Origin of the sequence: Massilia agilis (genome assembly GCF_024756255.1) — a bacterium.
Taxonomy (GTDB): domain Bacteria; phylum Pseudomonadota; class Gammaproteobacteria; order Burkholderiales; family Burkholderiaceae_D; genus Telluria; species Telluria agilis.
The window spans coordinates 1238381-1262743 of the sequence record NZ_JANUHB010000001.1; the positions used below are offsets into that span (position 1 = coordinate 1238381).

Below are 24363 nucleotides of genomic sequence, written 5' to 3' on the forward strand. Positions count from 1 at the left end.
TACCTTAGATGATCTCGAGCTCGGCGTGCAGCGCGCCGGCAGCCTTGAGCGCCTGCAGGATCGCCAGCAGGTCCTGCGGGGTCGCGCCGATCGCGTTCATGGCCTTGACCACTTCGGCCAGCGAAGCGCCGCCCTGCACGTGCAGCACCTTGCCCGGGTCCTTCTTCAGCTCCACCTTGGCTTGCTGCGATGCGACCGTGGTGCCAAGCGACAGCGGGGCCGGCTGGCTGACCTGGTTTTCGGAGGTGATCGTGACCGACAGGTTGCCGTGCGAGATCGCGCAGGCATCCAGGGTGACGTTCTGGTTCATCACCACCGAGCCGGTGCGTGCGTTCATGATGACCTTGGCGGCAGCCGCGGCCGGGCGCACGTCGATGCCTTCGAGCAGGCCCAGGAACGCCACCCGCTGGTCGCTCGAGGACGGGGTGCGCACGCGGATCACGCGCCCGTCCAGCGCGGTGGCCACGCCCGGGCCGAACTGGTCGTTGATGGCCTCGACCACGCGCGCGGCGGTGGCAAAGCCGGTTTCCTTGAGCTCCAGGCGGATCTGGTTGTCCTGGCCCAGGGTCGAGGGCACCGCGCGCTCGACCGTGGCGCCATTGGAGATCTTGCCCACCGACAGAGTGTTGACCTGCACCGAGCTGCCGCCGCTGGAGGCGCCGGCGCCGCCGACCACCAGGTTGCCCTGGGCCATCGCGTACACCTGGCCGTCCGCGCCCTGCAGCGGCGTCATCAACAGCGTGCCGCCGCGCAGGCTCTTGGCGTTGCCCATCGACGAGACGGTCACGTCGATGGTCTGGCCCGGCTGCGCAAACGGCGGCAGCGAGGTGGTCACCATCACCGCCGCCACGTTCTTGAGCTGCAGCTGGGTGCCGGGCGGCATCGTCACGCCCTTCTGCTGCAGCATCGACATGATGGCCTGCACCGTGAACGGGGTCTGGGTGGTCTGGTCGCCGGTGCCGTCCAGGCCGACCACGATGCCGTAGCCGGACAACTGGTTCTCGCGCACGCCGGCAATGCTGGCCATGTCCTTCAGGCGCTCGGCCTGCGCCGGCGCGCCCAGCGCGAACAGGGCGGCGAGCAGGATCAGGAAAACGGGGGAGCGCATGCGGTCAAGTCCTCAGAACGGCAGCAACGACTGGAAAAAGCGCGACAGCATCGAGTTCATCTCAGCGCGGTCGATACGGCTGGCGGTGCGGTACTCGACGCGGGCGTCGGCCACCAGGGTCGAGGACACCACGTTGCCCGGCTGGATGGAATCGGGGCTGACCATGCCCGAGAAGCGGATGTACTCGATGCTGCGGTCCAGCGCCACCTGTTTTTCGCCGGTCACGATCAGGTTGCCGTTGGGGAGCACCTCGCTGACGGTGACCGCGATGGTGCCGCTGAAGGTGTTCGAATTGCTCTGGTTGCCGGCGTCCTCGGACTTGTTGGCCGAGTTGGTGCCCACCGTCGCGCCCAAGCGGCCCTGCGCCAGGCCGGGCACGCCGAACGAGGCGCTGCCGGTCTTGCTGGCCGAGCTCTGGTTGGCCTTCACCGCCGAGGTCTTCTCGACGATGTTGATGGTGAGCAGGTCGCCGATATGGCGCGCGCGCCGGTCCTCGAACATCGGGCGGTAGGTGCCGGCGTTGTAGATGGCGCCGTCCGCCGCCGCGCCGGCGTCGGCCATCATCGGGCGCGAGCTGGTCGGGCGCTGCACGATCGAGGTCGGCACGCTGGTGCAGCCGGCCAGCAGCACGAGCGCGATAGCGGTCAGGCGTTTCATAACTGGGACAGGCGTTGCAGCATCTGGTCGGAGGTGTTGATCGCCTTGCTGTTGATCTCGTAGGCGCGCTGGGTCTGGATCATGTTGACCATCTCCTCGACCACGTTCACGTTCGAGGTCTCGACATAGCCCTGCATCAGCACGCCGGCGCCATTGGTGCCGGGGGTGTTGGTGTTGGGCGAGCCGGAAGCGCCGGTCTCGACGTACAGGTTCTCGCCCTTCGCTTCCAGGCCGGCCGGGTTGACGAAGGAAGTCACCATCAGCGTGCCGACCTGGATCGGGGCCGCGCTGCCCGGCAGCTTGACCGAGACCACGCCGTCGCGCCCGACCGTCATTTCCTGCGCGTTGGCGGGAATCGTGATGGTCGGCTGGATCGTGTAGCCGCTGGAGGTGACCAGCTGGCCGTTGGCATCCATCTGGAACGAGCCGTCGCGGGTGTAGGCGGTGCTGCCGTCGGGCAGCAGCACCTGGAAGAAGCCGCTGCCGTTGATCATCACGTCCTTGCTGTTACCGGTCGCTTGCGGGTTGCCCTGGGTGAAGATGCGCTCGGTGGCGACGTTGCGCACGCCGGTGCCGATCTGCAGGCCCGACGGCAGCGTGGTCTGCTGCGACGACTGCGCACCCGGCTGGCGGATGTTCTGGTACAGCAGGTCCTCGAACACCGCGCGCGAACGCTTGAAGCCGTTGGTGCTGACGTTGGCGAGGTTGTTGGTGATGACGTCGAGGTTGGTCTGCTGGGCCTCGAGGCCGGTCTTGGCGATAAACAGCGAGCGGATCATGTTGTTCTCCTATCGGCGGCAGACGGGGACCCGCCACGCACGATAAATTATGGCGGAGAGCAACTCAACTCAAAGCGAGGATCTGGCTGGCTTTCGCGGCGTTATTCTCGGCGTTCTTCAACAGGCTCATCTGGGTTTCGAAGGAGCGCGCCAGGTTGATCATCTCGACCATCGAGTCGACCGGATTGACGTTGCTGCCCTCGAGCGCGCCGCCGGCAACGGTCACCTGCGGGTCGGACGGGGCGCTGGGGGCGCCGGTATTGAGGCGAAACAGCCCGTCGTCGCCGCGCACCAGGTCCTTGTCCGGCGGGTTGACCAGCTTGATCTTGCCCAGCACCGTCGAAATCGCCGGCGGGGTGCCGGCGGGCATGGTCGCGACCGTGCCGTCGGCACCGATCATCACGGACGCGTCGGGCGGGATCGTGATCGGGCCGCCCTCGCCCGCCACGGCCAGGCCGCCGGCCGATTGCAGCAGGCCGTTGGGGCTGGTCTGCAGCGCGCCGTTGCGGGTGTAGGCCTCGGAGCCGTCGGGCATCTGCAGGGCGATCCAACCCTTGCCCTTGATCGCCACGTCGAGGTCGCGCCCGGTCACCTGCAGCGCGCCGGACGACATGTCGGAGCCCGAGTTGTCGTTGGCCACCATCACCCGCGTGTCCAGGCCCTGGCCCAGCACCGGCACCGCGCGGAACGAATCGATCTGCGCCCGGAAACCGGTGGTGCTGACGTTGGCCAGGTTGTTCGAGACCACCGCCTGCTGGTCGAGGATGTGCTTGGTGCCGCTGGCGACGGTGTAAATCAGCCGATCCATGGTTATCTCCGCAATTCCGTAGCGCTCGCACGTCGTCCCCGCGCAGGCGGGGACCCATGGACAGTGTGCAGGTTCGCACCGTGTCCGGCAACGGCAAACTCAGCATGGGTCCCCGCCTGCGCGGGGACGACGTTTCGTGCGTTAGCGATCATTCATCAACGCAGGTTCACCAGCGTCTGCAGCACCGAGTCCTGCGTCTTGATGGTCTGCGCATTGGCCTGGTACACGCGCTGGGCGGTGATCATGTTGACCAGCTCGGCGGTCAGGTCCACGTTCGAGTTTTCCACCGCCGACGACTGCAGCACGCCCAGGCTGCCGGTCTCCGGCACCCCCACCGACGGCGTGCCCGAGGCCGAGGTCTCGGCCCAGGCGTTGTTGCCCAGCGAGGTCAGGCCGTTGGGATTCTCGAAGTTGGCCAGCACGATCTGGCCCAGCGCCTGCGAGCGGCCGTTGCTGTACTGGCCCAGGATGATGCCATCCGGACCGGCGGTAAAGCGCTGCAGGTGGCCCGAGGTGTAGCCGTCCTGGGTGGTCGGGTTCTTCTCGGCGGTGGCCGCGCCGTACTGGGTGGAGCCGGCAAAGTGGATGTCCACCGGCAGCGTGGCGTTGGCGCCGCTGGGCGGGAACACCGGCATCTGGAACTTGAGCGGCAAGGCCGACGAGGCCGACGCGACCAGCTGGCCGTTGCCGTCGAAGTTCAGGTGGCCCACCGACACCGGCGGCACCTTGACCGCCGCGGCGATCGCCCTGTCCACGTCTTCCGGGGTGGAGCCGACCACGCCGCCGGCGGCCAGCGCGGCCGCGTTGATCGCCGCCTGCACGGTGGCGTCGGCACCGGCAGCACCGGCCGCCGCCGCCACCACGTTGCCGGCCTGGGCCGCGTAGGCCGCCAGGTCGGCACTGATGGTGGCCTGCACCGGCGGAATCGCCTTGGAGTCGGCCACCCACTTGTCGCGCAGGGTCTGCGCGGTGGTGTCGCCCTGGGCCTTGGCGGCAACCTGCTGGGCCTGCCACTCGACGCCGTCGCTGGCCACGTACACGTCCCACTGGCCGGGGGTCGCCGACTTGACGTAGAACAGCGACATCACGTGCGCGTTGCCGAGGGTGTCGTACACGTCCACCGGCACCTGCTTGTTGTACGAGTTCGGGTCGTTGGCGTCGAACGGCATCGCGACCGGCACCTTGGCGCGCGAATCCAGGTTCATCTGGGTGTCCACGCGGGAAGTGGCCACCGGCTTGAGGTCGGAGGCGTCGATCTTGATCGGCACCGGGGCGCCGGCCAGGATCTGGCCATTGCTGCCGGTCAGGTAGCCGGTCAGCTTGGCGCCCTGGGCGTTGACCATGTAGCCTTCCTTGTCCAGCGAGAACTGGCCGTTGCGGGTGTACTGCACCACGCCGCCCATCGTCATGCGGAAAAAGCCACCACCGTTGATGGCGATGTCCAACGGGTTGTTCGACGCCTCGACGTTACCCTGGGTGAACTGCTGGGCGATGGCGGCCAGTTTCGAACCGATGCCGGCGGTGTTGCCGCCCGCGCCGTTCAGCGAGTTGGCGTACACGTCCGCGAACTGCGCCTGCGAGCCCTTGAAGCCGACCGTGCTGGCGTTGGCGATGTTGTTGCCGATGACGTCGAGCGATTTGGCGGCGCCATTCAGGCCGCTGAGACCCTGTTGAAAAGACATGACTTGTTCTCCGGTTGAATTCGTTCGCCTGTTACAAAACCTGCTTGATGTCCGCCAGCGTCACCATGCCCTTGGTCGGCAGGTTCAGCTTCACGCCGTCCTTGGCGTTGGTGGTCACGCTGGCCACGGTGTCCAGCGACAGTGTCTTGGCGTCGGTCAGCGTGTCGGTGCCGCGGGTGGCCACCACGCGGATGGTGTAGGCGCCGTCGGGCAGCACCACCGGCTTGCCGTCGGCATCCAGGTTGCTCGGGTCGGGCACGCCGTTCCACGCCAGCGGCAGCACGCCCGCGTCCTTCGCGCCCAGGTCGATGGTCTGCACGTCCTTGCCGGTCTTGGGGTCGGTGATGATCACCTTGACGTTGTCGGCCGCGCTGCCCAGTTCCACCCCGAACACGCTCTGGCCGCTGGAGAGCGCCGCATAGCTGCCGTCCACCAGCACGCCCTTGCCGATCAGGTTGGTCGCAGCCAGCGACTGGGTGGTCTGGTAGCTGCCGGCCAGCGTCTCGAGCGTGGCGTTGAGCTTGTTGATGCCCGAAACCGTGTTCAGCTGCGCCAGCTGGCTGGTGAGCTGGGCGTTGTCCATCGGGTTGAGCGGGTCCTGGTTCTTGAGCTGGGTGACCAGCATGGTCATGAACTTGTTGGTTTCGGCTTCCACGCTGCCGGCGGCGGCGGCGGTGGCGGACTTGCCATTCATGGTCGCCATCAGCTCGTTCATGCTGGTGCTGGCGGTGGCGGAAGTGGTAACGGACATGGGGAGCCTCTTGATCAGGAGCCGAGGGTGAGAGTCTTGAGCAGCATCGCTTTGGCCGCGTTCATGGTGTCGACGTTGTTCTGGTACGCGCGCGACGCCGACAGCATGTTGACCATCTCGTCAACCACGTTCACGTTCGGCATGTTGACGTAGCCGTCCTTGTCGGCCAGCGGGTGCTTGGGGTCGTACACTTTCTTGAAAGGCGACTGGTCGTCCTTCACTTCCTTGACGCGCACGCCGGCGCCGCCGCTTTCCATCGGCACCGATTCGAACACCACCTGCTTGGCGCGGTAGGCTTCGCCGGTGCTGCTGGTGGCGCTGTCGGCGTTGGCCAGGTTGGACGCGACCGCGTTCAGGCGCTGCGACTGGGCGCTCATGCCCGAACCGGCGACGTTGAATATATTAAAGAGCGAACGCATGATTACTGGCCTCCTTGCACTGCCGCGAGCATGGCGCGGATCTGCTGGTTGAGCACGGTGACGCCGGCTTCGTAGCGCAGCGCGTTGTCGGCGAACTGGGCGCGCTCGACGTCCATGTCCACCGTGTTGCCGTCCACCGTGTTCTGGGTCGGCACGCGGTACTGGAGCTGGGTGCCGTCCGGCAGGGTGTTGCCATCCGGGGTGCCGCGCGGGATATGGCGCGCATTGGTGGTGGCCAGCACGCCCGCCGGCGAGCTCTGCTTGGTCAGCGCATCCTGCAGGGCGCCCTGGAAATCGAAGTCGCGCGCCTTGTAGTTGGGCGTGTCCGCGTTGGCGATGTTCGAGGCAAGGATCTCCTGGCGCTGGGCACGCAGGGCCAGCGCGGTTTCCTGGAAGCGCAGGTAGTCGTCGAGTTTGCCGAGCATGGGATGCCTTTCCGGGCTTTTCCTGTTATGACAGGTTCGATCATACGGGCGCACGCCTGTGCCCAATCGATAGAGAAGGCGCGCCAAACCCGGCCTATTTATGGTTTGGCCGCCCGGACCGGCCCCCTAAGATGGCAGCATCGCCCAAGGCTATCGGCCCGCTTGCCATGAAATTGCCCGTCTTCCTCGCCCTGCTGCTGGCCGTCCCGCTTGCGCTGGCCCAGCCGCCGCGCCAGAACCTGGCCGCCCTGCCCGCCGTGGCCCACCAGTTCCTGGCCACCCAGACCGCCGGCCTGCCCGGCCAGGTCAAGGTCAGCATCACCCCGCCCGATGCGCGCCTGGCGCTGCCGGCCTGCCCGGCGCCCGAGGCTTTCCTTCAGCCGGGCGCACGCGCCTGGGGCAAGACCACGGTCGGGGTGCGCTGCGCCGCGCCGGCCTGGACCATCTTCCTGCAGGCCCAGGTGAGCGTGCTGGCCGACTACGTGGCCACTGCCGTCCCGCTGGCCCAGGGCCAGCCGATCGAGGCCGGGCAGCTGGTGTTGTTAAAGGGCGACATCGCCGCCATGCCGAACGGAATCCTGACCGAGATGGCGCAGGCGGTTGGCCGCACCCCGCTGGTCTCGCTGGCCTCGGGCGTGCCGCTGCGCACCGACATCCTCAAGGCGCGGCCGGTGGTGCAGCAGGGGCAAGCGGTGCGGCTGGTGTCCAATGGCCGCAACTTCTCGGTCTCGAGCGAAGCCAAGGCGCTCGGCAATGCCGCCGAGGGCCAGGTGGTGCAGGTGCGCACCAATAACGGCACCGTGGTCTCGGGCACCGCCCGCGCCGGCGGGGTGGTTGACGTATCGTTCTGACAGCGCGAAAAAATCCCATGCTGTGCTAAAGTTTCGTCCAGGCCTGCCGTTACCGGTTGCAGATGCCGGGGCTTGTTGCTTCGGTCAGACCAAGGATGATGCTGTGAAAATCAACGATACCCTCAAAGGCAACCAGGGCTTGCCCTCGGCCGGTACGCCGGCGGCGGGCACCAGGGGCGCGGACAAGGCAGTCGCTCCCCCGACCCAGGCGCCGACCGACACCGTGAGCCTGTCGTCGCAGGGCCAGGCGCTGGCCGGCGCGGTCGGCGGCGCGGGTGCGTTCGATACCAAGAAGGTGGAGCGGATCAAGTCGGCCATCGCCGACGGCCAGTTCAAGGTCAACTCCGAAAAAGTGGCCGACAGCCTGCTTGAAACCGTCCGCGACCTCCTGCATTCGCGCAAACGCTAAGAAAGACGCATGACCCCTGATTCGACCTTGGCCGCCGAGCGGCAGCTGCTGGCGTCGCTCACCGAGCTGCTGCGCGAGGAACAACGCCTGCTGGTGGCGGCCGATGCCGACGCCCTGTCGCAGGTCACGCCGCGCAAGAACCAGCTGGTGCAGCAACTGGCCGCGCAGGCGGTCGAACGCCACCGGCTGCTGTCGCAGGCGGGGTTCGAAGCGGCCGAAGCCGGCATGGAACCATGGCTGGCGGCGCATGGCACGGCCAGCGCGCGTGCCGAGTGGGAACAGCTGCTGGAAGCGGCGCGCGAGGCCAAGGAACTGAACCGCGTCAACGGCATGCTCATCAACAAACACATGGCGCACAACCAGCAGGTGCTGGCCGAACTGCGCCCCCAGGGCGCACACGCCGACAGCACCGTGTACGGCCCGGGCGGGCTGACGTTCGGCGGCGGGCCGTCCAAGCGCTTCGTGCTGGGCTGAGAACCACCTCCGCATCGTCCGAGGCCGCCGTGTGCGGCCTTTTTTGTTGTCCGGCGTAGGGTGGGCTCTCGAGCCCACGCGGTGATACGTTGCGCGTGCATTCGCGTGGGCTCGAGAGCCCACCCTACGTTCGGCAGCAACGGGGCACTCAATGCAGGCTTGAATGCTCTTTCCTGGTCAGCATCAGCGCCAGCTGCTCAGGCCACAGCGGCGGGCTGTAGTAGTAGCCCTGGATCTCGTCGCAGCCATTGGCCTTCAGGAAGGTGAGCTGGTCGATCGTTTCCACCCCTTCCGCCACCGCTTCCAGGTCCAGCCCGTGCGCCAGCGCGATCAGGGCGCGCACGATGGCCGCGTCGTTGGGGTCGGCCATCACGTCGGTGACGAACGAACGGTCGATCTTGAGCACGTCGATCGGGAAGCGCTTCAGGTAACTGAGCGACGAGTAGCCGGTGCCGAAGTCGTCGATCGACACCGCCACCCCCAGCTGCTTGAGCGAGTGCAGCACCATCTGCGCCGCGCGGATGTCGTGCATCACCGTGCTTTCGGTGATCTCGAGTTCGAGCCGGTATGGCGGCAGCCCGGCCTCGTCGAGCACCGCGCGCACCCGCCGCGCCAGCCCGTCCTGCTGGAACAGGCGCGCCGACAGGTTCACCGACACCCGCACCGGGGGCAGGCCCTCGGCCTGCCAGCGCGCCGCGCAGGCGCAGGCTTCGTTCAGCACCCACATGTCGATCTCCTCGATCAAGCCGGTCTCCTCGGCGATCGGGATGAAGCGCCCGGGCGCGACCAGGCCCAGCGCCGGGTGGCGCCAGCGCACCAGCGCCTCGACCCCGACGATCTCGTTGCTGGCCATCGACACGCGCGGCTGGTACTGCAGCGCCAGCTCACGACGTTCGAGCGCGTGGCGCAGGAAGGTCTCCATGCTCACCCGCTCGCGGATCGCACGTTCCATCTCCCAGGTGTGGAAGCGGTAGCGGCCCGGCCCGTCCTGGCGCGCGGCGCCCATCGCCACCTGCGCCTTGTGCAGCAGCGCCGCCGCGCCCGCCTCGTCCTCGGGCATCAGCGCGATGCCCACGCTGGCCGACAGGAACACCTGGTGGCCGCGCGGCGTGAACGGTTCGCGCATGCGCGCCAGCAGCGCCTCGGCCAGCGCGCCCGCCTCGTGGCGGCCGGACACGCCCTGCTGCACCACGATGAATTCGTTGCCGCCCTGGCGCGCCAGCGTGTCGCCCTCGCGCAGGCAGCCGCCGATGCGCTGCACGCACTCGCGCAGTACGGCGTCGCCGTGCGAGTAGCCGTAGTCGTCGTTGACCTTCTTGAAGCGGTCCAGGTCCAGCACCAGCACCGCCAGCATGCGCCCGGCCGCGCGCGCCGCGCCGATCGCCTCGTCCAGCATCTCGATGATGCGCGCGCGGTTGGGCAGGCCGGTCAGCGCGTCGTGCGACAGCTGGCGCAGCAGTTCCTTCTCCAGCCGGCGCCGCTCGGTCACGTCGCGCACGATCGCGATGTCGTGGCGCGCGTCGCCGCTGGCCAGGCTGGCGCGCCGCACCTCGGCCGGGAACGGCTCGCCCTGCACGCGGCGGCAGGTGACCTCCTCCAGCTCGTCCTGGCCGCCGGGCGGCACGAAGGCCTGCACCGGGATGCCGGGCGCGATGTGGCGCGGCAGCCCGAACAGCTGCTCGGCGCAGGTGTTGACCATCACGATGCGCCCGCGCGCATCGGACAGCACGATCGCGTCCGGCGCCGCCTCCATCAGGCTGCGGAACTTGTTCTCGCTCTCGAACAGCGAACGCTCCGAGCGCGCCAGCCGCTGGTACGGGCGCATCACGGTGGTGACGAACACGGCGCGGTACAGGCACAGGTAGGCCACCACCTTGTACACGTGGCCCACGAAGATCATCATGTCGTCCGGTTCGCGGTAGAGCGCAAAGCACACGCCCTGCACGGCGCTGGCGGCCGCGGCGGCGGTGGCGTACCACCAGCCGGCCGAATTGGTGCGGCGCGCGCGCCGCAGCAGCAGCAAGGCGGCGGCTGCCGCGATCAGCGTGGCCATGTTCTCGGCGCCGACCTTGAACGTGGTCAGTCCGCCGCCTTCGGTCCAGGTGGCGGGCAGCAGGTCCGGGTGCAGCACGGCGATCCACCCGGCCAGCGCGGTGATGGCCAGCGCGCCGGCCAGGCTGGCGCGGCGCGCCGCGCGGCTGGCCGGGGCCGGGGCCGCCACCAGCGCCAGCGCCAGCAGTGCGCAGCCGCCCAGGTTGCGCGCCGCCAGCCAGAACAGGATCCCCTGCCCCACGCTGCCCGGCGCGCCCAGGCCGGGCATGCCCTTGACCGACAACAGGTGGCCCAGGTCGAGCAGCCCGACGGCAAGGAAGGCCGGCGCCACCAGCACCATGCCGCGCCGGTGGATGTCGATGCCGTTCCAGCCGACCGCAAACACCAGCCACGCCACCAGCACGGCAAAGCACTCCATGACCGTGTGCAGCGGCAGGTACCATTGACGCAGCCATGGCGCCGGGGGGGCCACGCCCAGCTCGACCAGCACCGGCACCAGCGCCATCAACGCAATCAGCAACGCCACGCGCGCGCCGGTTCCCGGTGGCGCGATGCTGTCCATGTCATCCTGGTGCGACGTGTTCATTCACCCTCCGTCAACGCGCGGCGCCCCCCGAGCCACTCAGGCCGCCGCGGCTTCATGCGCCCCCCGGCGCAGCAGCGCCTCGAACTGGCTCGCCGTCATCGGCGCGCTGTGGTAATAGCCCTGCATCAGGTCGCAGCCCTGCTCGCGCAGCACCGCCACCTGGGCCTCGTTTTCGACGCCCTCGGCCACCACCAGCAGCTTGAGCGAATGGGCGAGCGCGATCACGGCCTTGACGATCTGCGCGTCGTCGCGGTCGGACGTGATGTCGCTGACGAACGAGCGGTCCACCTTCAGGCTGTGGATCGGGAAGCGCCGCAGGTTGGCCAGGCTGGAATAGCCGCTGCCGAAGTCGTCGATCGACAGCAGCACCCCCATGGCGGCCAGCTTGCGCATGGTGTCCAGCGTGCCCGGGGCGTCCTGCGCCAGCACGCTCTCGGCCACCTCCAGGCCCAGGCAGGGCAGCTCGCAGCCAGCCTCGCGCGCCAGCCGCGCCACCTGCGCCGCGAGATCCTGGTCGTGGAACTGGCGCGCCGACAGGTTCACCGACACCCGCAGGCGCGGCAGCCCGGCGGCGCGCCAGGCGGCCTGCTGGGCCAGTACGGTGGACAGCACCCATTCGCCGATCGGCACGATCAGGCCGGTCTCTTCGGCCAGCGCCAGGAAGTCGTGCGGCAGCAGCGTGCCGGTGTCGCGCTTCCAGCGCAGCAGCGCCTCCACGCCGGCGATCGCGCCGCCATCGACCGCCACCAGCGGCTGGTACAGCACTTCGAATTCATTGCGCTGCAAGGCCCGCTGCAGCGCGCCTTCCATGCGCAGCGCCTCCAGCGACTGCGCGTCGAGCGAGGGATTGTAGAAGCGGAAGTGGTTACCGCCGAGCGCCTTGGCGCGGTACATCGCACTGTCGGCGCTCTTGAGCAGGGCCTGGCTGTCCTGGCCGTCGCGCGGGTACATCGCGATGCCCATGCTCCCGGTCGGGAACACCTCCTGCCCGGCCAGGGTCAGCGGCTGGAACAGGCTGGCCAGGAGCTTGGTGGCGACCTTGGCCGCGTCGTCCTCGCCGCCCAGGTCGGCCAGCACCACGACGAACTCGTCGCCGCCCTGGCGCGCCACGGTGTCGCTCTCGCGCAGGCTGCCCGACAGGCGCTGTGCGATCTCCACGATCAGCTGGTCGCCGGCGTCATGCCCCAGGCTGTCGTTGATCAGCTTGAAGCGGTCCAGGTCGACGAACACCACGCCCACCTGGCGCTGCGAGCGCTGCGCGTGCGCGATCGCCTGCGCCAGCCGGTCCTGCAGCAAGACCCGGTTGGGCAGGCCGGTGAGCGCATCGTGGTTGGCCATGCGCAGCAGCGCCTCCTCGGCCTGCTTGCGGCGCGAGATGTCCTCGACCACCGCGATGAAGCGCTGGGTGCCGGCCGCGTCGCGCATGACCGACATGCTCGAGGCCACCCACAGCGCGCGTCCGTCGCGCCGCACGAAGCGCTTTTCGCGCGTGTATTCGCCGATCCGGCCCTCGGCCAGGCGCGTCATCAGTGCCGCGTCCTCGCCGGCGTCCTCGGGATGGGTGATCGCGATCCAGTTCTGCTGCAGCAGTTCGGCTTCGCCGTAGCCGAGGATGTCGCGCAGTTTGCGGTTCACCCGCATCAGGCGGCCGTCGCGCGCGATGTGCGCCATGCCCACCGCGGCCTGCGTGAACGTGAGGCGGAAGTATTCCTCGCTTTCCTGCAGGCGCAGGCGGGCGCGCCGGCGGAACGTGATGTCCTGCCCGATCAGGAGCAGCAGCGCGGCGCCGCCCTCCTCGGTGCGGCGGATATTGAATTCCAGGTAGCGCACGCCGTCGGCGCCGCCGTCGATGGTGCACAGCACGTGGTCGAGCGGCGTGCCGTGTTCGAGCACCGCGAGCGCGCGCTGCTCCAGGTCGGAGCATCCGAGCAGGCTGGCGAGCGGCGGCTGCCCCTCGAGGGCGTCGTCCGGCACCCCGAGCATGTCGGCCATCGTGCGGTTGATCGAGAGCACGCGCAGGTCTCGTCCCAGCACCACCAGCCCGGCCGGCATGCCGTCGATAACCTGCTCGAGGTAGGCGCGCTTTTCCAGGATGCTGCGCTGGGAGGCATGGAAGTAGGTGTCCAGCGCCAGCCCCATGTCGAAGCACACGACCTTGAGCACCGCGTTGCAGGCGGCCAGCAGGTATTGCGGGTCGTCGCCGAGCTGGCGGCCCAGGATCTGCACCAGCTCGCCCAGGTACTTGCGATAGGCGCCGATGTACCACTTGGGCTCGAGGCCGATGCGCTGGTGCGTCAGCCCCACGCGCAGGCGCTCGGCCACGTAGTCCGGGCCGTAGTCGCCACTGCACAAGCTGGCGAAATAGGCGCCCATCGCATGCTGCAGGCGCAGCTGCGCGTCCTGGGTGGGCACCAGCGCGCGCATCGAGGAGAACGACAGCACGTGCTCGTAGAAGGTGTCGGCAAAGCTTTCGCGGTCGTGCGCGATCCTCTCCTGCACGTCGCGCAGGAGCTCGCAGTCGTGCGCGGTCAGCTCGAGAAAGTCCTTGCGCCTGGCGATTTCCTCGTCAGTCAGGCCGATCTCGCGCGCCACCTGCAGTACCGCTTCGCGCAGGTCCTTCATGCGCGCTCCGGCGCGCGGCCGCCTGCATGCCGCCCTTGTTTTCGCATTCGTTTGCCCTGCTTACAGTTTCACCAGCGTCCGATGGTGAGTGATTTGCAGGGCTCGAACAATCGGGGAAATTGGAAAGCGGTGTAAGGATAACCGCAGGCAGGCGTAGGGATTTCCCTACAGCACCTCCGGTAGGGTGGGCAGGTTTCCTGCCCACGCGTTCAAGGACTGCCAACCTGGCCTGAACGCGTGGGCGGGAGACCCGCCCACCCTACCCTTTTCTTTTTAGTGCGGGATCAGCTGGTGCTCGAGCGCGTAGCGGGTCAGCTCGGCGATGCTCGACATCTGCATCTTTTGCAGCAGGCGCAGCTTGTGCGTGCTGATGGTCTTGGCCGACAGCGACAGCCGGGCGGCGATGTTGTTGACCGAGTCGCCCGACACCAGCAGCTGGAAGATCTGGAACTCGCGGTCGGACAGGCGCTCGTGCGGCGGCTTGTCCTCGCCCAGCCCGTGGTCGAACACCATCGTGTCCACCAGCGCCGGGTCGATGTAGCGGCCGCCGCGCGCGACCTTGCGGATCGCGGCGATCAGGGTCTCGGGGTCGCTGTCCTTGGTCAGGTAGCCGGCCGCGCCGGCCTTGATCGCGCGCGAGACCAGCTGCGCCTCGTTGTGCATCGACAGCACCAGCACGCGCGGCGCGTCCTCGCGCGCGGCGATGCGGCGGATCAGCTCCACGCCGGACAGGTTGGGCATCGACAGGTCGAGCAGCAGCAGGTCGCAGCCGCCGGGCAGCAAGCCCAGCACCTGCTGGCCGTTCGAGGCCTCGCCCACGACCTGCAGGTCGGTGGTCATGCCCATCAGCTGCTTCAGTCCGTGCCGCACGATGCTGTGATCATCGGCGAGAATGATTCGGATCGTTTCACCCATCGCATCTCTCTTCGTTTAAGAGCGCCGGCGCGCCCAGGTTGTTACGCGGCAGGCGGACCTCGATGCTGGTGCCCACGCCCTGCGCGCTGTTGATCTCCACGGTCCCGCCCAGCATCAGGACGCGCTCGCGCATGCCCATCAGGCCGAACTTGCCGCGCTGCGGCGCCGCTTCGGCGGCGAAGCCCTGTCCATTGTCGCGCACCGCCAGCGCAATGCTGTCGTCGCTCGCTTCCAGGTGCACTTCCACGTAGCTCGCGCCAGCGTGCTTGAGCACGTTGGTGAGCGACTCCTGCACGATCCGGAACAAGGCCGTCGCCTGGCCGTCGTCGAGCTCGACGTCCGCCTCGTCGGCGTGCAGCACGCATTCGATCCCGGAGCGGCGCGCGAACTCGTCCACCTGCCATTCGAGCGCCGCGTTCAGGCCCAGGTCGAGCGCGGCCGGGCGCAGCGCCGAGGTGACGTTGCGCACGATGCCGATGGTGCGGTCCACCGCCTCCTTCATCGCCGCAAAGCGCGCCAGCAGCGCCTCGCTGTGTGGGCCGTCGGCCATGCGCAGCAGCGCCACGTCCATGCGCAGCGCGGTCAGCGCCTGCCCCAGTTCGTCATGGACCTCGCGCGCGACCTTCTTGCGCTCCTCCTCGCGCACCAGCTCGCGGTGCGCGGACAGCTCGCGCAGCAGCTGGCGCGATTCGGTCAGCTGCTGCTCGTTGCGCTTGCTGTCGGTGATGTTGAGCATCAGCCCCTCCCACACCGTGGCCGCGCCCGCCATGCGCGGGGTGGCGCGGCAGTTGACCCAGATTCTCCGACCGTCGCCGGTGTGGGCGCGCCCCTCCCAGTTGAGCATGTTCAGGCTGCGCGCCGAGCGCGCAAGGCTGGCGTAGAAGCCGGGCCGCTCGGCATCGGTAAAGTGGCCGGTGAGGCGGCGCGGGTCGGCCAGCACCGCGCCCGGCGTCTCGCCGAACAGCTGGGCCACGCCCTCGCTGACGTAGGTGAAGGTCAGCTCGCCCCCGCTCCAGACGCACTGGAACACCGCGCCGGGCGTGTTGGCCGCGATGCCGGCCAGGCGCTGCTCGCTCTCGCGCAGCACCGCCTCGCCGCTGCGGATCGCGGAAATGTCGCGCGCGGTGGCCAGCACCGCCGCCACCACCCCGCCCTGGCGGAATTCGGGCACCACCTGCACCTGGTAGTGGCACAGCGCGCCGCCGCCGTCGACCGCCACCTCGAACGTATCGGGCCGGCCGCCACCGAGCACCCGGCGCGCCGCCGCCACCCACGGCACCGAGGCACGCTTGTCGCCGTCGCCCAGCACCCGCCCGAGGCCGATCACCGGATGCAGGCCCGGGGCGGCGGCCAGCGCCGGATTGACGTACACGCAGCGCAGCTCGCGGTCGAAGCGGATCACCACGTCCGGCGAGTTCTCGACCAGCGCGCGGTATTCTTCCTCGCGCTTCCTGAGCTGCTCGTCGGCCCAGGTTTTTTCGGTGATGTCCTGGATCGTGCCGCGCAGGCGCAGCGCCTTGCCGGCCGCGTCGAATTCGACCTCGGCGCGCGAATGGATCACGCGCACCTGGCCGCTGGCCGGCATCGCCCGGAACGTCACGTCGTAGCTGCGCAGGCGCGCGATGGCGTCGCGCTCGGCCTGCACCTTGGCGCTGCGGTCGTCCGGGTGCAGCAGCGCCAGCGTGGCCTCGCGGTCCGGCGGCTCGCCGCCGGGAGCCAGGCCGAAGATGCGGAAGGTCTCGTCCGACCACCACGAACGGCCAGTGACCAGGTCACGCTCCCAGCTGCCGATGCGCGCCATCTGCTGCGCGTGGGCCAGGCTCGCTTCGCGCTGGCGCAGCGCCTGCTCCATGCGCACGCGCTCGCCCACGTCCTGCACGATGGCGATGTGGCGCCGCCTTTCGCCCAGCCTGAATTCGTTGGACAGCACTTCGAGCGCCAGCTCGCCGCCATCGCGCCGGTAGCCGGTAAGCTGCTGTACCCGGCCCTCGCTCCGGGCTGCGGGGAGCGCCCTGGCGCCCAGCAGCCGGCCGATCGACACGCCGGCCAGTTCGTCGGCCGCGTAGCCGAACATGCGGCAGGCGGCGCGGTTGGCCGACAACACGCGCCCGGCCGCATCGAAGGTGAGCACGCCGGCCGGCACGTTATCGAGGATCGCATCGAGCCGCGCGCGGGTGCGCACCAGGCCGCGCACCAGCGGCTGGGTGCGCCACTGCAGCAGCGACGCGCCGCCCAGTATCAAGAAGGCCATGCCGGCCAGCGCCGCCAACAACTGGCGCCGCAGCGGGCGGAAGAATTCCTCGGTATCGACCTTTTGCACCAGCCCCAGCCCCAACGGGATGGTGCCGTAAGCGGCCAGTACCTCGGCGCCGCGGTAGTCATGCCGGATGCCGACGCCGGTCTGGCCCTCGAGCGCAAGCTGGATCGGCAGGCGCGCGTCGCCGCGCACCAGCGGCAGCGTCACCGTGTCCGGCTGCAGGCGCGACGGAAAGCAGGCGATCCGCCCGTCGCGCATGGCGCACACCCGCATCTCGCCGCTGGTGGCACTCCCGTTCATGCCGGCAAAGCGTGCATTGAAGGCGGCCAGCTCCAGGTCGAGCCGCAGCAGGCGGTCCTGCCCCTGCGGCACCTCGAACAGCAGGCGCCAGCCGTCGCTCCAGTACAGGCGCGGCGCTTGCGGCAGCGGCAGCGTGACGCTGAACTGGTCACGGTAATGGCTGCTGCCGGCCCGCGCCAGCGGCGAGCCGTCGCGCGCGATCAGCGCCAGGCCGGCGCGCCCGCCCAGGCGGCGCAGCTCCTGTTCCAGTGCGCCGGCCAAGGCCTGGTTGGCCACGGGCAGGCGCAGGGACTGGAGCGCGCCGCTGCCCTGGGTCGCGGCCGCCTCGAGCGAGAACTGGAACAGCGACGCGTTCGAACGGAACGATGTCAGCCACGCTTCCTGGAAGTTGTTCATCGCCGAGCGCCCGACGATGCCCACGCCGACCATGCTGGCCACCACCGACAGTAGCGCGAACAACGCGAAACTGGTGAAGAAGATGCGCCGGTCCTCGCGCCCCTTGAGCGCGGCCAGCCAGCCAGGCCGGGGCGCGGCCAGGCACAGGCCGCAGCCGACCGCCGCCATGCCCAGCGCGGTAGGCACAGGCACCTGCAAGCCCCCGCGGCCGCCGGCCAGCAGCACGTTCCCGAGCAGGTTGGACAGCAGCGACGGCAGCGCGGTCGCTGCCACCACCGCGCCGCACAGCTGCGCCAGCAGCACGGCCTGGCCGCGCAGGTTCGGCAACAGCAGCAGTGCCGTCCCCGCCAGGCCGAGCGCGAAGGCCGCGCCCGAACGCATGCGCCCGGGCCACAGGCCGGGGGACAAGTCGCGCGGGTCGGCATTGGCCAGCAACTGGGCCGGCAGGCTGTCGGCGTAGAGGCCGTGCAGCGGCTGCAGTAGCGTCACCAGTGCCAGCGCCAGCGTGAGCCCGCCTGCGATGCGCACCGCCGCGCGCCGGCTTCGGCTGCGCCCATCGAGCAGCAGCGCCGCGCCGCACAGCGCAAAGCCGGCGGCGGTGCCGATGCCGACGTCGGCGAACGCGCGCGCGTTGGCGGCAGCCCAATCGGCGGCGAACGCGGCCAGCGCCAGCACCAGCGCGCCCAGCGCCAGCGCGACGGCGCCGCACAGCCGGCGCCAGTGGGCAACGGGATGGGAAGCCAGGCCAGCCGGGGGGCGATCAGGTGTCACGACGGAAATGAAAATTTGACATGTCAGATTTCATTTTAGCAAGTTCCTGCATCGATGGACACTGCAAGCTAGGGGTGCCGCCCTGCACGGCGGCTAACGTGTCGGCACTTCGGTCGGCGGCTCGGGCAGCGCCGAGATGATGGTCACCGCCACGCGGCGGTTGCGCGCGCGTCCGAGCGGGTCCTCGTTCGCGGCCACCGGCTCGGTCGCGGCATGCCCCACCGCGGTCAGGCGCTCCGGCGCCACGCCGCTGTCGATGAACAGCCGCACCACGCTGCTGGCGCGCATGGCCGACAGCTCCCAGTTGGACGGGAACTGCGCATTGGCGATCGGGATGTTGTCGGTGTGCCCCTCGACCTGGATCGCGTGGGTGTCGTCCTTGAGCAGCCCAGCCACCGCGCGCAGGGCCTCGACCGAATCGCCATTGAGCCTGGCGTCGCCGCTGTCGAACAGGACGCTCGCGTTGATCTCGACCGACACGCCGCGCCCGCTTTGGGTCACGCGCACCTTGCCGGTCTTGACCAGCGGCGCCAGCGTGTTCGACAGCTGGCGCGCCAGCGCGGCCAGGCGCTCCTTCTCGCGCCGCGTCGCCTCGGCACGGCGGCGCGCCACCATCGAGGCCAGCGGCAGCGGCGGCTCGACCTCGGTGCGCTCGGCCTTGGCCGCTTGCGCATCGCGCCCGCCGAACGCGTCGCCCAGCGAGGCCGACAGCACCCGGTACTTGCCGTCGTTGACCACCGAGACCGCGTACATCACCACGAAAAACGCGAACAGCAGCGTGATGAAGTCGGCGTACGAGACCAGCCAGCGGTCCTGGTGCTCCTCCGGCTCCTCGTACTTTTTGCGCGCCATGGCCGGCTTCCTAGCTGCGCGCCAGCAGGCTGGCGATGCGCTCGTCGATCACGCGCGTGTGGTCGCCGCTGGCCAGGTCGTGGAACACGTCGATCAGGATCTCGTACTGCGCCACGCGCGCCGCCACGATCGCCTTGAGCTTGTTGCCCACCGGGTGGCAGAACAGGTTGGCCAGCCCCACCCCGTACACGGTCGAGACGAAGGCCACCGCGATGCCGGCGCCAAGGCGCGACGGGTCGGTCAGGTTTTCCATCACGTGGATCAGGCCCAGCACCGCGCCGATGATGCCGATGGTGGGCGCATAGCCGGCAGCCGACTCCCAGATGCGCGCGGCCTGGCGTTGGCGCGTCTCGAACGCCGACAGCTCGGTCTCGAGCAGGCTGCGCAGCTTGTCCGGGGCGATGCCGTCCACCACCAGCCGCAGGCCCTTCTCGATGAACTTGTCGCGCGTGCCCTCCATGAAGCGCTCGAGCGCCAGCAGGCCGTCGCGGCGCGCCACCTGGCTCCACTGCTCGATCTCGCGCGCGAGGTGTTCGCGCTGGCTGGGCGGCGTGCGGAACACCCAGCCCAGCATCGACAGGCCGCGCCAGAAGGTGCGCGCCTCGGTCTGCAGCAGCACGGCGCCGGCGGTGCCGACCACCACGATCGCGAACGCGGCCGGCTGCACCAGCGAGGCAAACTTGCCGCCGTCGAGGGCATGGCCGACGAAGATGCCGGCCAGCGCCAGCAACAGGCCGGCTACGCTGGACCAGTCCACAATTGCTCCCGCAGCGCCGCGCGCAACCGTGCCACCGCCTGGGTGTGCAGCTGCGACACGCGCGATTCAGACACACCCATCACCGCGCCGATCTCCTTCAAGTTCAGTTCTTCCTCGTAGTACAGGCCCATCAAAATCTTCTCGCGCGGCGGCAGCGCCTCGATCGCGTCGATCACGGCCTGGCGGAAGTCGGTTTCCAGTAGCGCGCGCAGCGGGTCGCTGTCGTCCACCGCATAGCGGTCGAGGAAGCTGTCGTTGCCGTCCTCGTCGTGGAAGTCTTCGTAGTAGATCAGCTGGTGGCCGCTGCCGTCCGACAGCAGGTCCTGGTATTCGGCCAGCGACATCTTGAGCGACTTGGCCACCTCGGACTCGGACGGCGCGCGGCCCAGCTTTTGCTGCAGTGTGTTCATCGCCGTCTCGACCTTGCGCATGTTCTGGCGCGTCGAGCGCGGCATCCAGTCGCTGTTGCGCAGCTCGTCGAGCATGGCGCCGCGGATGCGCAGCACCGCGTAGGTCTCGAACTGGGCGCCGTGAGTCTCCTCGTAGCGGTTGATCGCGTCGAGCAGCCCCATCATGCCGGCCTGGACCAGGTCGTCCACTTCCACGGAAGGGGGCAGCTTGGCCTTCATATGGTGGGCCAGGCGCTTCACCAGCTGCATGTGCTGCTCCAGCAGGTGATCCCTGTCGGCTTTCCCTTTGACCGTGTACATGCGTTCTTATGCTTTTATGTTCTCAGGAGCCAAAATGTGCGCCGCCTCCCTGCCACTGTTCCTGCGCCATCGCGGCCAGCGCAAAGCGCCCGGCCAGCTGGCGGAACGCCACCGACGCGCCGGCCAGCGGGAACGCATCGACCACCGCGCGCCCCAGCCGCGCCGCGCGCTGCAGGTATTCGTCCGCCGGCACCGATCCCATCGAGGTCAGGGTGACCGCCAGGTAGCGGGTGGCCGCGGATGCCATATTAGCGTAAACGATTTTCGCCTCGGCCTCGCTGGCGCCGGTGACCAGGATGCCGATCGGGCACCGGCCCAGCGCCTGCACCAGGCGCTTGATCAGGCCATAGGCATTGGTGATCGAGGCGGCGCTGGTGGACACCTGCACCACGATCTCGGAACTGGCCAGTGCCGGCAGCGCAAAGCCGGCGTCGCCGAACTGGCCGTCCACCAGGATCACGCCGGACTGCTGCGCCAGCACGTCGAATGCCTTGGCCAGGCGCCGCGCCTCGTCCTCGTCGCGGCCCGGGGCTGCGGGCACCCAGGCCGGGCTGCGGCCGCGGCCCTTGGGCTCGCGCGCCAGGCTGGCCAGCGCAAAGCCTTGCGGCACCTGCTGGATGATCTCGTTGAGCGCGCACTGCTGGCGCGCCACCTGCAACAGCGTCGGGCCGACCACGCCCAGGCGCTGCGCCACGCCGTACTCGCTCTGGCTGGCATCGACCAGCAGCACGTCGTTGCCGGCCTGCGCCAGCGACGCGCCCAGGTTGACCAGCATCGCGCCCTTGTCGTCTTCAGGCGTGGCGGAAAGGAAGGTGACGACGCGCGGGCGCGGGCCCGCCAGCATCCGGCGCAGGCCTTCGGCCTGGTCGAAGTCGAAACTAGCCAAGCGACACCTCGCGCAGGGTGCGGTCGCTATGCACGCTGCCGGTCTGCGACATCACCGCCGGCAGGTCGGCCTCCTGCAATTGCTCGCGCTTGCCGCGGAATGCGCGATCCACTAGCAGCGCGCGGTCGGCCAGGTGCAGGTCTTCCGGCACGCGCTGGCCGTTGGAGATGTAGCACAGGTTCAGCTTCTGGCGCACCAGCACGTCGAGCAGGCTGCCGATCGATGCCGCTTCGTCGAGCTTGGTCATGATCACGCCGTGCAGGCCGCTGCCCTGGTAGGCGCGCACCACCTCGCCCAGGGTCTCGTGGGTCGAGGTCGAATTCAGGCACAGCAGGCGCTTCACTTCGGCGCCGGCGTCGGTCAGCATGGCCACCTGCGCGGCCACCATCTGGTCGCGCTGCGACATGCCGATGGTATCGATCAATACCGTATGCTTGTTTTTCAGTTCCTTCAGGGCGATGCGCAGGTCGGCTTCGTCCTTGACCGCATGGACCATCACGCCGAGGATCTTGCCGTAGATGCGCAGCTGCTCGTGCGCGCCGATACGATAGGCGTCGGTGGTGATCAGGGCCAGCTTCTCGGGGCCGTGGCGCATCACGCAGCGCGCGGCCAGCTTGGCGGTGGTGGTGGTCTTGCCCACGCCGGTCGGGCCGACCAGCGCGAACACGCCGCCCTGGCCGAGGATGGCGTCTTCGTTCGACATGACCGACAGGTTGCGGCCGATGACGTTCTTCACCCAGCGCATCGATTCGGCCGCGTCCTTGTGCTGCGGCAGCTTGTCGATCAGGTAGCGCGACAGCGTGGCCGAAAAGCCGGCGGCCAGCATCTCGCGCAGCACGGTGGCCTTGTGCGGCGCGCGCTGCTGGCTGGCGCCCCAGGTCAGCTCGGCCAACTGCGACTCCATCAGGCCGCGCATCGCGCGCATCTCGTTCATCATGCCGGACATCTCGGCGGTGGCGGCCTCGGTGACCTTTTCGATCGCGGACGAGACCATCGAGGTCACGGCGGCCATGTCGATGGCCGGCTTGGGCTCCGGCTGCGGTTCGGCGCGCACGCGGCGCGGCATGAACGGCTGCGGCTCGGACAGCTGCAGCTGCGGGGCCGGCGCGGCCATTTCGGATTCGGCGACGGGCGAGGCGATCGAGGCGACGTCGTCGCTGGCCAGCGCCAGGATCTCGACTTCGCCGTTGACCGCACGGTTGGACAGGATGACCGCGTCGGGACCGAGCGCTTCGCGGACCTTGCGCAAGGCATCGCGGGAGGTGGGCGCTACAAATTTCTTCACGTTCATCAATGATCTCCGTCCCTGGGGACTGCTGCTTTCATTCGTCAATTCTGGCTACGGCAAGGGCGCACGCGCCCCTTCTAGTTCAGGATTATTGACGACGGCGCCCGGAAACCATCGTGGGAAAAGGATGGGAAATAGGTGTTTATTTCCGGAAATCAAACATTTGCAGCGTTTTCTTACGGAAACATGTGAAGCTGATAAGCGCGAGCCGCAAAAACCGGATTTTGCGCCAACTGGGCTGTATTTTGGCCGATCAGACGACATCGGTTCGTAGGGTGGGCACATTGTACCCACGCTGCGGTACGCGGCCGGAGCGGGCCGTCGGCCAAGCGGTATGCCTGTTCTAGCGCCGCTTGAACGCGTGGGCACAATGTGCCCACCCTACGAATCAACGCGAATGTAGCCAGTTCAGAACGTAATCACGCACGCCGTCGGCCACGGACAGGAACGGCGCCTCGTAGCCGGCCGCGCGCATCTTGCCCATGTCGGCCTGGGTGAACGACTGGTACTTGCCGATCAGCGCTTCGGGAAAGGTGACGTACTCGATGATGCCGGCCTTGACCAGCTCCCCGGTCGGCATCGGTTCCTTGCCTTCCAGCTCGCGCATCGTGTTCACCACTGCGGTGGCGACATCGTTGAACGGTTGCGCCCTGCCCGTGCCCAGGTTGAAGATGCCCGAGATGTCAGGATGGTCGAAGAACCACAGGTTCACCTTCGCCACGTCCTTGACCGACACGAAGTCGCGCATCTGGCCGCCGTCCGGGTAGCCGTCGCGGCCCTCGAACAGCCTGACCTTGCCGCTTTCGCGGTACTGGTTGAAGTGGTGGAAGGCCACCGACGCCATGCGGCCCTTGTGCCCCTCGCGCGGGCCGTACACGTTGAAGTAGCGAAAGCCCACCACCTGCACGGTCTGGTCCCCTGCCCTTTGGCGCACCACCTGGTCGAACAGGAACTTGGAGTAGCCGTACACGTTCAGCGGATCCTCGTGCGCGCGCTCTTCCTTGAACACAGTGCCGCCGCCATACACGGCGGCGCTGGAGGCATACAGGAACTGGGCGCCCTGCTCCTTGGCGAATGCGAGCAGGTCGAGCGAGTACTGATAATTGTTCTCCATCATGTACTTGCCGTTGTGCTCCATCGTGTCCGAGCACGCGCCTTCGTGGAAGATGGCCTTGATGCGGCGGTCGTAGGCGTGGGCGCGGATGCGCGCCAGGAATTCGTGCTTGTCCACGTAGTCGCTGATCTCGCAATCGACCAGGTTGCGGAACTTGTCGCCGCGCGTGAGGTTGTCCACGGCGATGATGTTGGTGATGCCGCGCTCGTTGAGCGCCTTGACGATGTTCGAGCCGATCAGGCCGGCGGCTCCGGTTACGACGATGTACATGCGTGCCTCGGGTAGTGGTGCGGCAGCCGGGTCGAGGCTGCCTTGTGAAGCGTGCATTTTCCCACATGTGGCGAAGTTTCGGGCCGGGTGTCATCGCCCGTACGGTGGGCTCTCGCGCCCACGCCGCTGCACTCGCCGCGTGAAAAACGCGTGGGCACAAGTGGCCACCCTACACGAAACGCTGCGGCGCCCGTAGGGTGGGCAGGTCTCCTGCCCACGCGTTC

The 24363-nt window shown here is 68.6% G+C and carries 21 protein-coding genes; 3 read left to right on the forward strand and 18 right to left on the reverse strand.

Features of this window, described 5'->3' with window-relative positions; all coding sequences use genetic code 11:
* Positions 1-4: 4 nt before the first annotated feature.
* The 8 genes from NX774_RS05620 to flgB all read right to left on the reverse strand — a co-directional run bounded on the left by NX774_RS05620 (position 5) and on the right by flgB (position 6629).
* Positions 5-1108: a flagellar basal body P-ring protein FlgI gene (locus NX774_RS05620; RefSeq protein WP_258821168.1), complete on the reverse strand. Its 1104-nt coding sequence runs from the start codon at positions 1106-1108 to the stop codon at positions 5-7.
* 12 nt (positions 1109-1120) lie between these two features.
* A complete protein-coding gene (locus tag NX774_RS05625; protein WP_258821169.1) occupies positions 1121-1765 on the reverse strand; it encodes a flagellar basal body L-ring protein FlgH in 645 nt (214 codons plus the stop codon).
* On the reverse strand, positions 1762-2544 hold the full coding sequence (gene flgG / locus NX774_RS05630; RefSeq protein ID WP_258821170.1) for a flagellar basal-body rod protein FlgG: 783 nt from the start codon (positions 2542-2544) through the stop codon (positions 1762-1764). Before flgG ends, NX774_RS05625 begins: the two co-directional genes overlap by 4 nt.
* A 64-nt stretch (positions 2545-2608) precedes the next feature.
* A complete protein-coding gene (gene flgF / locus NX774_RS05635) occupies positions 2609-3352 on the reverse strand; it encodes a flagellar basal-body rod protein FlgF (RefSeq protein ID WP_258821171.1) in 744 nt (247 codons plus the stop codon).
* 155 nt (positions 3353-3507) lie between these two features.
* Entirely contained in the window at positions 3508-5034 is a 1527-nt protein-coding gene (locus NX774_RS05640; protein WP_258821172.1) for a flagellar hook protein FlgE, read from the reverse strand.
* Between the two features lie 31 nt (positions 5035-5065).
* Positions 5066-5785: a flagellar hook assembly protein FlgD gene (locus NX774_RS05645; protein ID WP_258821173.1), complete on the reverse strand. Its 720-nt coding sequence runs from the start codon at positions 5783-5785 to the stop codon at positions 5066-5068.
* A gap of 14 nt (positions 5786-5799) precedes the next feature.
* Positions 5800-6204, reverse strand: coding sequence for a flagellar basal body rod protein FlgC (gene flgC / locus NX774_RS05650; protein WP_258821174.1), 405 nt, complete (start codon positions 6202-6204; stop codon positions 5800-5802).
* 2 nt (positions 6205-6206) lie between these two features.
* Positions 6207-6629 (reverse strand): flagellar basal body rod protein FlgB, encoded by a 423-nt coding sequence (gene flgB, locus NX774_RS05655; RefSeq protein WP_258821175.1) that lies wholly within the window; start codon positions 6627-6629, stop codon positions 6207-6209.
* Positions 6630-6796: 167 nt separating this feature from the next.
* Between flgB and flgA the strand changes: the two genes are divergently transcribed.
* From flgA to NX774_RS05670, 3 genes are all read left to right on the forward strand, one after another.
* Entirely contained in the window at positions 6797-7480 is a 684-nt protein-coding gene (flgA, locus tag NX774_RS05660; RefSeq protein WP_258821176.1) for a flagellar basal body P-ring formation chaperone FlgA, read from the forward strand.
* A gap of 103 nt (positions 7481-7583) precedes the next feature.
* On the forward strand, positions 7584-7889 hold the full coding sequence (flgM, locus tag NX774_RS05665) for a flagellar biosynthesis anti-sigma factor FlgM (protein ID WP_258821177.1): 306 nt from the start codon (positions 7584-7586) through the stop codon (positions 7887-7889).
* 9 nt (positions 7890-7898) lie between these two features.
* A complete protein-coding gene (locus tag NX774_RS05670) occupies positions 7899-8363 on the forward strand; it encodes a flagella synthesis protein FlgN (protein ID WP_258821178.1) in 465 nt (154 codons plus the stop codon).
* A 148-nt stretch (positions 8364-8511) separates the two neighbouring features.
* On the opposite strand, the gene NX774_RS05675 is transcribed toward NX774_RS05670, so the two are convergent.
* From NX774_RS05675 to rfaD, 10 genes are all read right to left on the reverse strand, one after another.
* Complete coding sequence (locus NX774_RS05675; protein ID WP_258821179.1) at positions 8512-11001, reverse strand: bifunctional diguanylate cyclase/phosphodiesterase; 2490 nt, start codon at positions 10999-11001, stop codon at positions 8512-8514.
* A 36-nt stretch (positions 11002-11037) separates the two neighbouring features.
* The gene (locus tag NX774_RS05680) at positions 11038-13623 is read right to left on the reverse strand and encodes an EAL domain-containing protein (RefSeq protein WP_258821180.1); all 2586 of its coding nucleotides are present in this window, start codon (positions 13621-13623) and stop codon (positions 11038-11040) included.
* Positions 13624-13896: 273 nt separating this feature from the next.
* On the reverse strand, positions 13897-14538 hold the full coding sequence (locus NX774_RS05685) for a response regulator (protein WP_258821181.1): 642 nt from the start codon (positions 14536-14538) through the stop codon (positions 13897-13899).
* Positions 14531-18262 (reverse strand): PAS domain-containing sensor histidine kinase, encoded by a 3732-nt coding sequence (locus tag NX774_RS05690; RefSeq protein ID WP_258821182.1) that lies wholly within the window; start codon positions 18260-18262, stop codon positions 14531-14533. Before NX774_RS05690 ends, NX774_RS05685 begins: the two co-directional genes overlap by 8 nt.
* A gap of 93 nt (positions 18263-18355) precedes the next feature.
* Positions 18356-19114, reverse strand: coding sequence for a flagellar motor protein MotD (gene motD, locus NX774_RS05695; RefSeq protein ID WP_258821183.1), 759 nt, complete (start codon positions 19112-19114; stop codon positions 18356-18358).
* A gap of 10 nt (positions 19115-19124) precedes the next feature.
* Positions 19125-19871 (reverse strand): flagellar motor protein, encoded by a 747-nt coding sequence (locus tag NX774_RS05700; protein WP_258821184.1) that lies wholly within the window; start codon positions 19869-19871, stop codon positions 19125-19127.
* Complete coding sequence (locus NX774_RS05705) at positions 19853-20581, reverse strand: RNA polymerase sigma factor FliA (protein ID WP_258821185.1); 729 nt, start codon at positions 20579-20581, stop codon at positions 19853-19855. The genes NX774_RS05700 and NX774_RS05705 overlap by 19 nt, the downstream gene beginning before the upstream one ends.
* Before the next feature lie 22 nt (positions 20582-20603).
* Positions 20604-21467, reverse strand: coding sequence for a MinD/ParA family ATP-binding protein (locus NX774_RS05710; protein ID WP_258821186.1), 864 nt, complete (start codon positions 21465-21467; stop codon positions 20604-20606).
* On the reverse strand, positions 21460-22758 hold the full coding sequence (gene flhF / locus NX774_RS05715; protein ID WP_258821187.1) for a flagellar biosynthesis GTPase FlhF: 1299 nt from the start codon (positions 22756-22758) through the stop codon (positions 21460-21462). Before flhF ends, NX774_RS05710 begins: the two co-directional genes overlap by 8 nt.
* Before the next feature lie 385 nt (positions 22759-23143).
* Positions 23144-24139: an ADP-glyceromanno-heptose 6-epimerase gene (gene rfaD / locus NX774_RS05720; RefSeq protein ID WP_258821188.1), complete on the reverse strand. Its 996-nt coding sequence runs from the start codon at positions 24137-24139 to the stop codon at positions 23144-23146.
* Positions 24140-24363: the final 224 nt, after the last annotated feature.

Bases quoted from the DNA above. Each gene is read 5' to 3' on its own strand.
- NX774_RS05620 (WP_258821168.1), bottom strand. From the start codon at position 1,108: ATGCGCTCCCCCGTTTTCCTGATCCTGCTCGCCGCCCTGTTCGCGCTG.
- NX774_RS05625 (WP_258821169.1), bottom strand. From the start codon at position 1,765: ATGAAACGCCTGACCGCTATCGCGCTCGTGCTGCTGGCCGGCTGCACC.
- flgG (WP_258821170.1), bottom strand. From the start codon at position 2,544: ATGATCCGCTCGCTGTTTATCGCCAAGACCGGCCTCGAGGCCCAGCAG.
- flgF (WP_258821171.1), bottom strand. From the start codon at position 3,352: ATGGATCGGCTGATTTACACCGTCGCCAGCGGCACCAAGCACATCCTC.
- NX774_RS05640 (WP_258821172.1), bottom strand. From the start codon at position 5,034: ATGTCTTTTCAACAGGGTCTCAGCGGCCTGAATGGCGCCGCCAAATCG.
- NX774_RS05645 (WP_258821173.1), bottom strand. From the start codon at position 5,785: ATGTCCGTTACCACTTCCGCCACCGCCAGCACCAGCATGAACGAGCTG.
- flgC (WP_258821174.1), bottom strand. From the start codon at position 6,204: ATGCGTTCGCTCTTTAATATATTCAACGTCGCCGGTTCGGGCATGAGC.
- flgB (WP_258821175.1), bottom strand. From the start codon at position 6,629: ATGCTCGGCAAACTCGACGACTACCTGCGCTTCCAGGAAACCGCGCTG.
- flgA (WP_258821176.1), top strand. From the start codon at position 6,797: ATGAAATTGCCCGTCTTCCTCGCCCTGCTGCTGGCCGTCCCGCTTGCG.
- NX774_RS05670 (WP_258821178.1), top strand. From the start codon at position 7,899: ATGACCCCTGATTCGACCTTGGCCGCCGAGCGGCAGCTGCTGGCGTCG.
- NX774_RS05675 (WP_258821179.1), bottom strand. From the start codon at position 11,001: ATGAACACGTCGCACCAGGATGACATGGACAGCATCGCGCCACCGGGA.
- NX774_RS05680 (WP_258821180.1), bottom strand. From the start codon at position 13,623: ATGAAGGACCTGCGCGAAGCGGTACTGCAGGTGGCGCGCGAGATCGGC.
- NX774_RS05685 (WP_258821181.1), bottom strand. From the start codon at position 14,538: ATGGGTGAAACGATCCGAATCATTCTCGCCGATGATCACAGCATCGTG.
- motD (WP_258821183.1), bottom strand. From the start codon at position 19,114: ATGGCGCGCAAAAAGTACGAGGAGCCGGAGGAGCACCAGGACCGCTGG.
- NX774_RS05705 (WP_258821185.1), bottom strand. From the start codon at position 20,581: ATGTACACGGTCAAAGGGAAAGCCGACAGGGATCACCTGCTGGAGCAG.
- flhF (WP_258821187.1), bottom strand. From the start codon at position 22,758: ATGAACGTGAAGAAATTTGTAGCGCCCACCTCCCGCGATGCCTTGCGC.
- rfaD (WP_258821188.1), bottom strand. From the start codon at position 24,139: ATGTACATCGTCGTAACCGGAGCCGCCGGCCTGATCGGCTCGAACATC.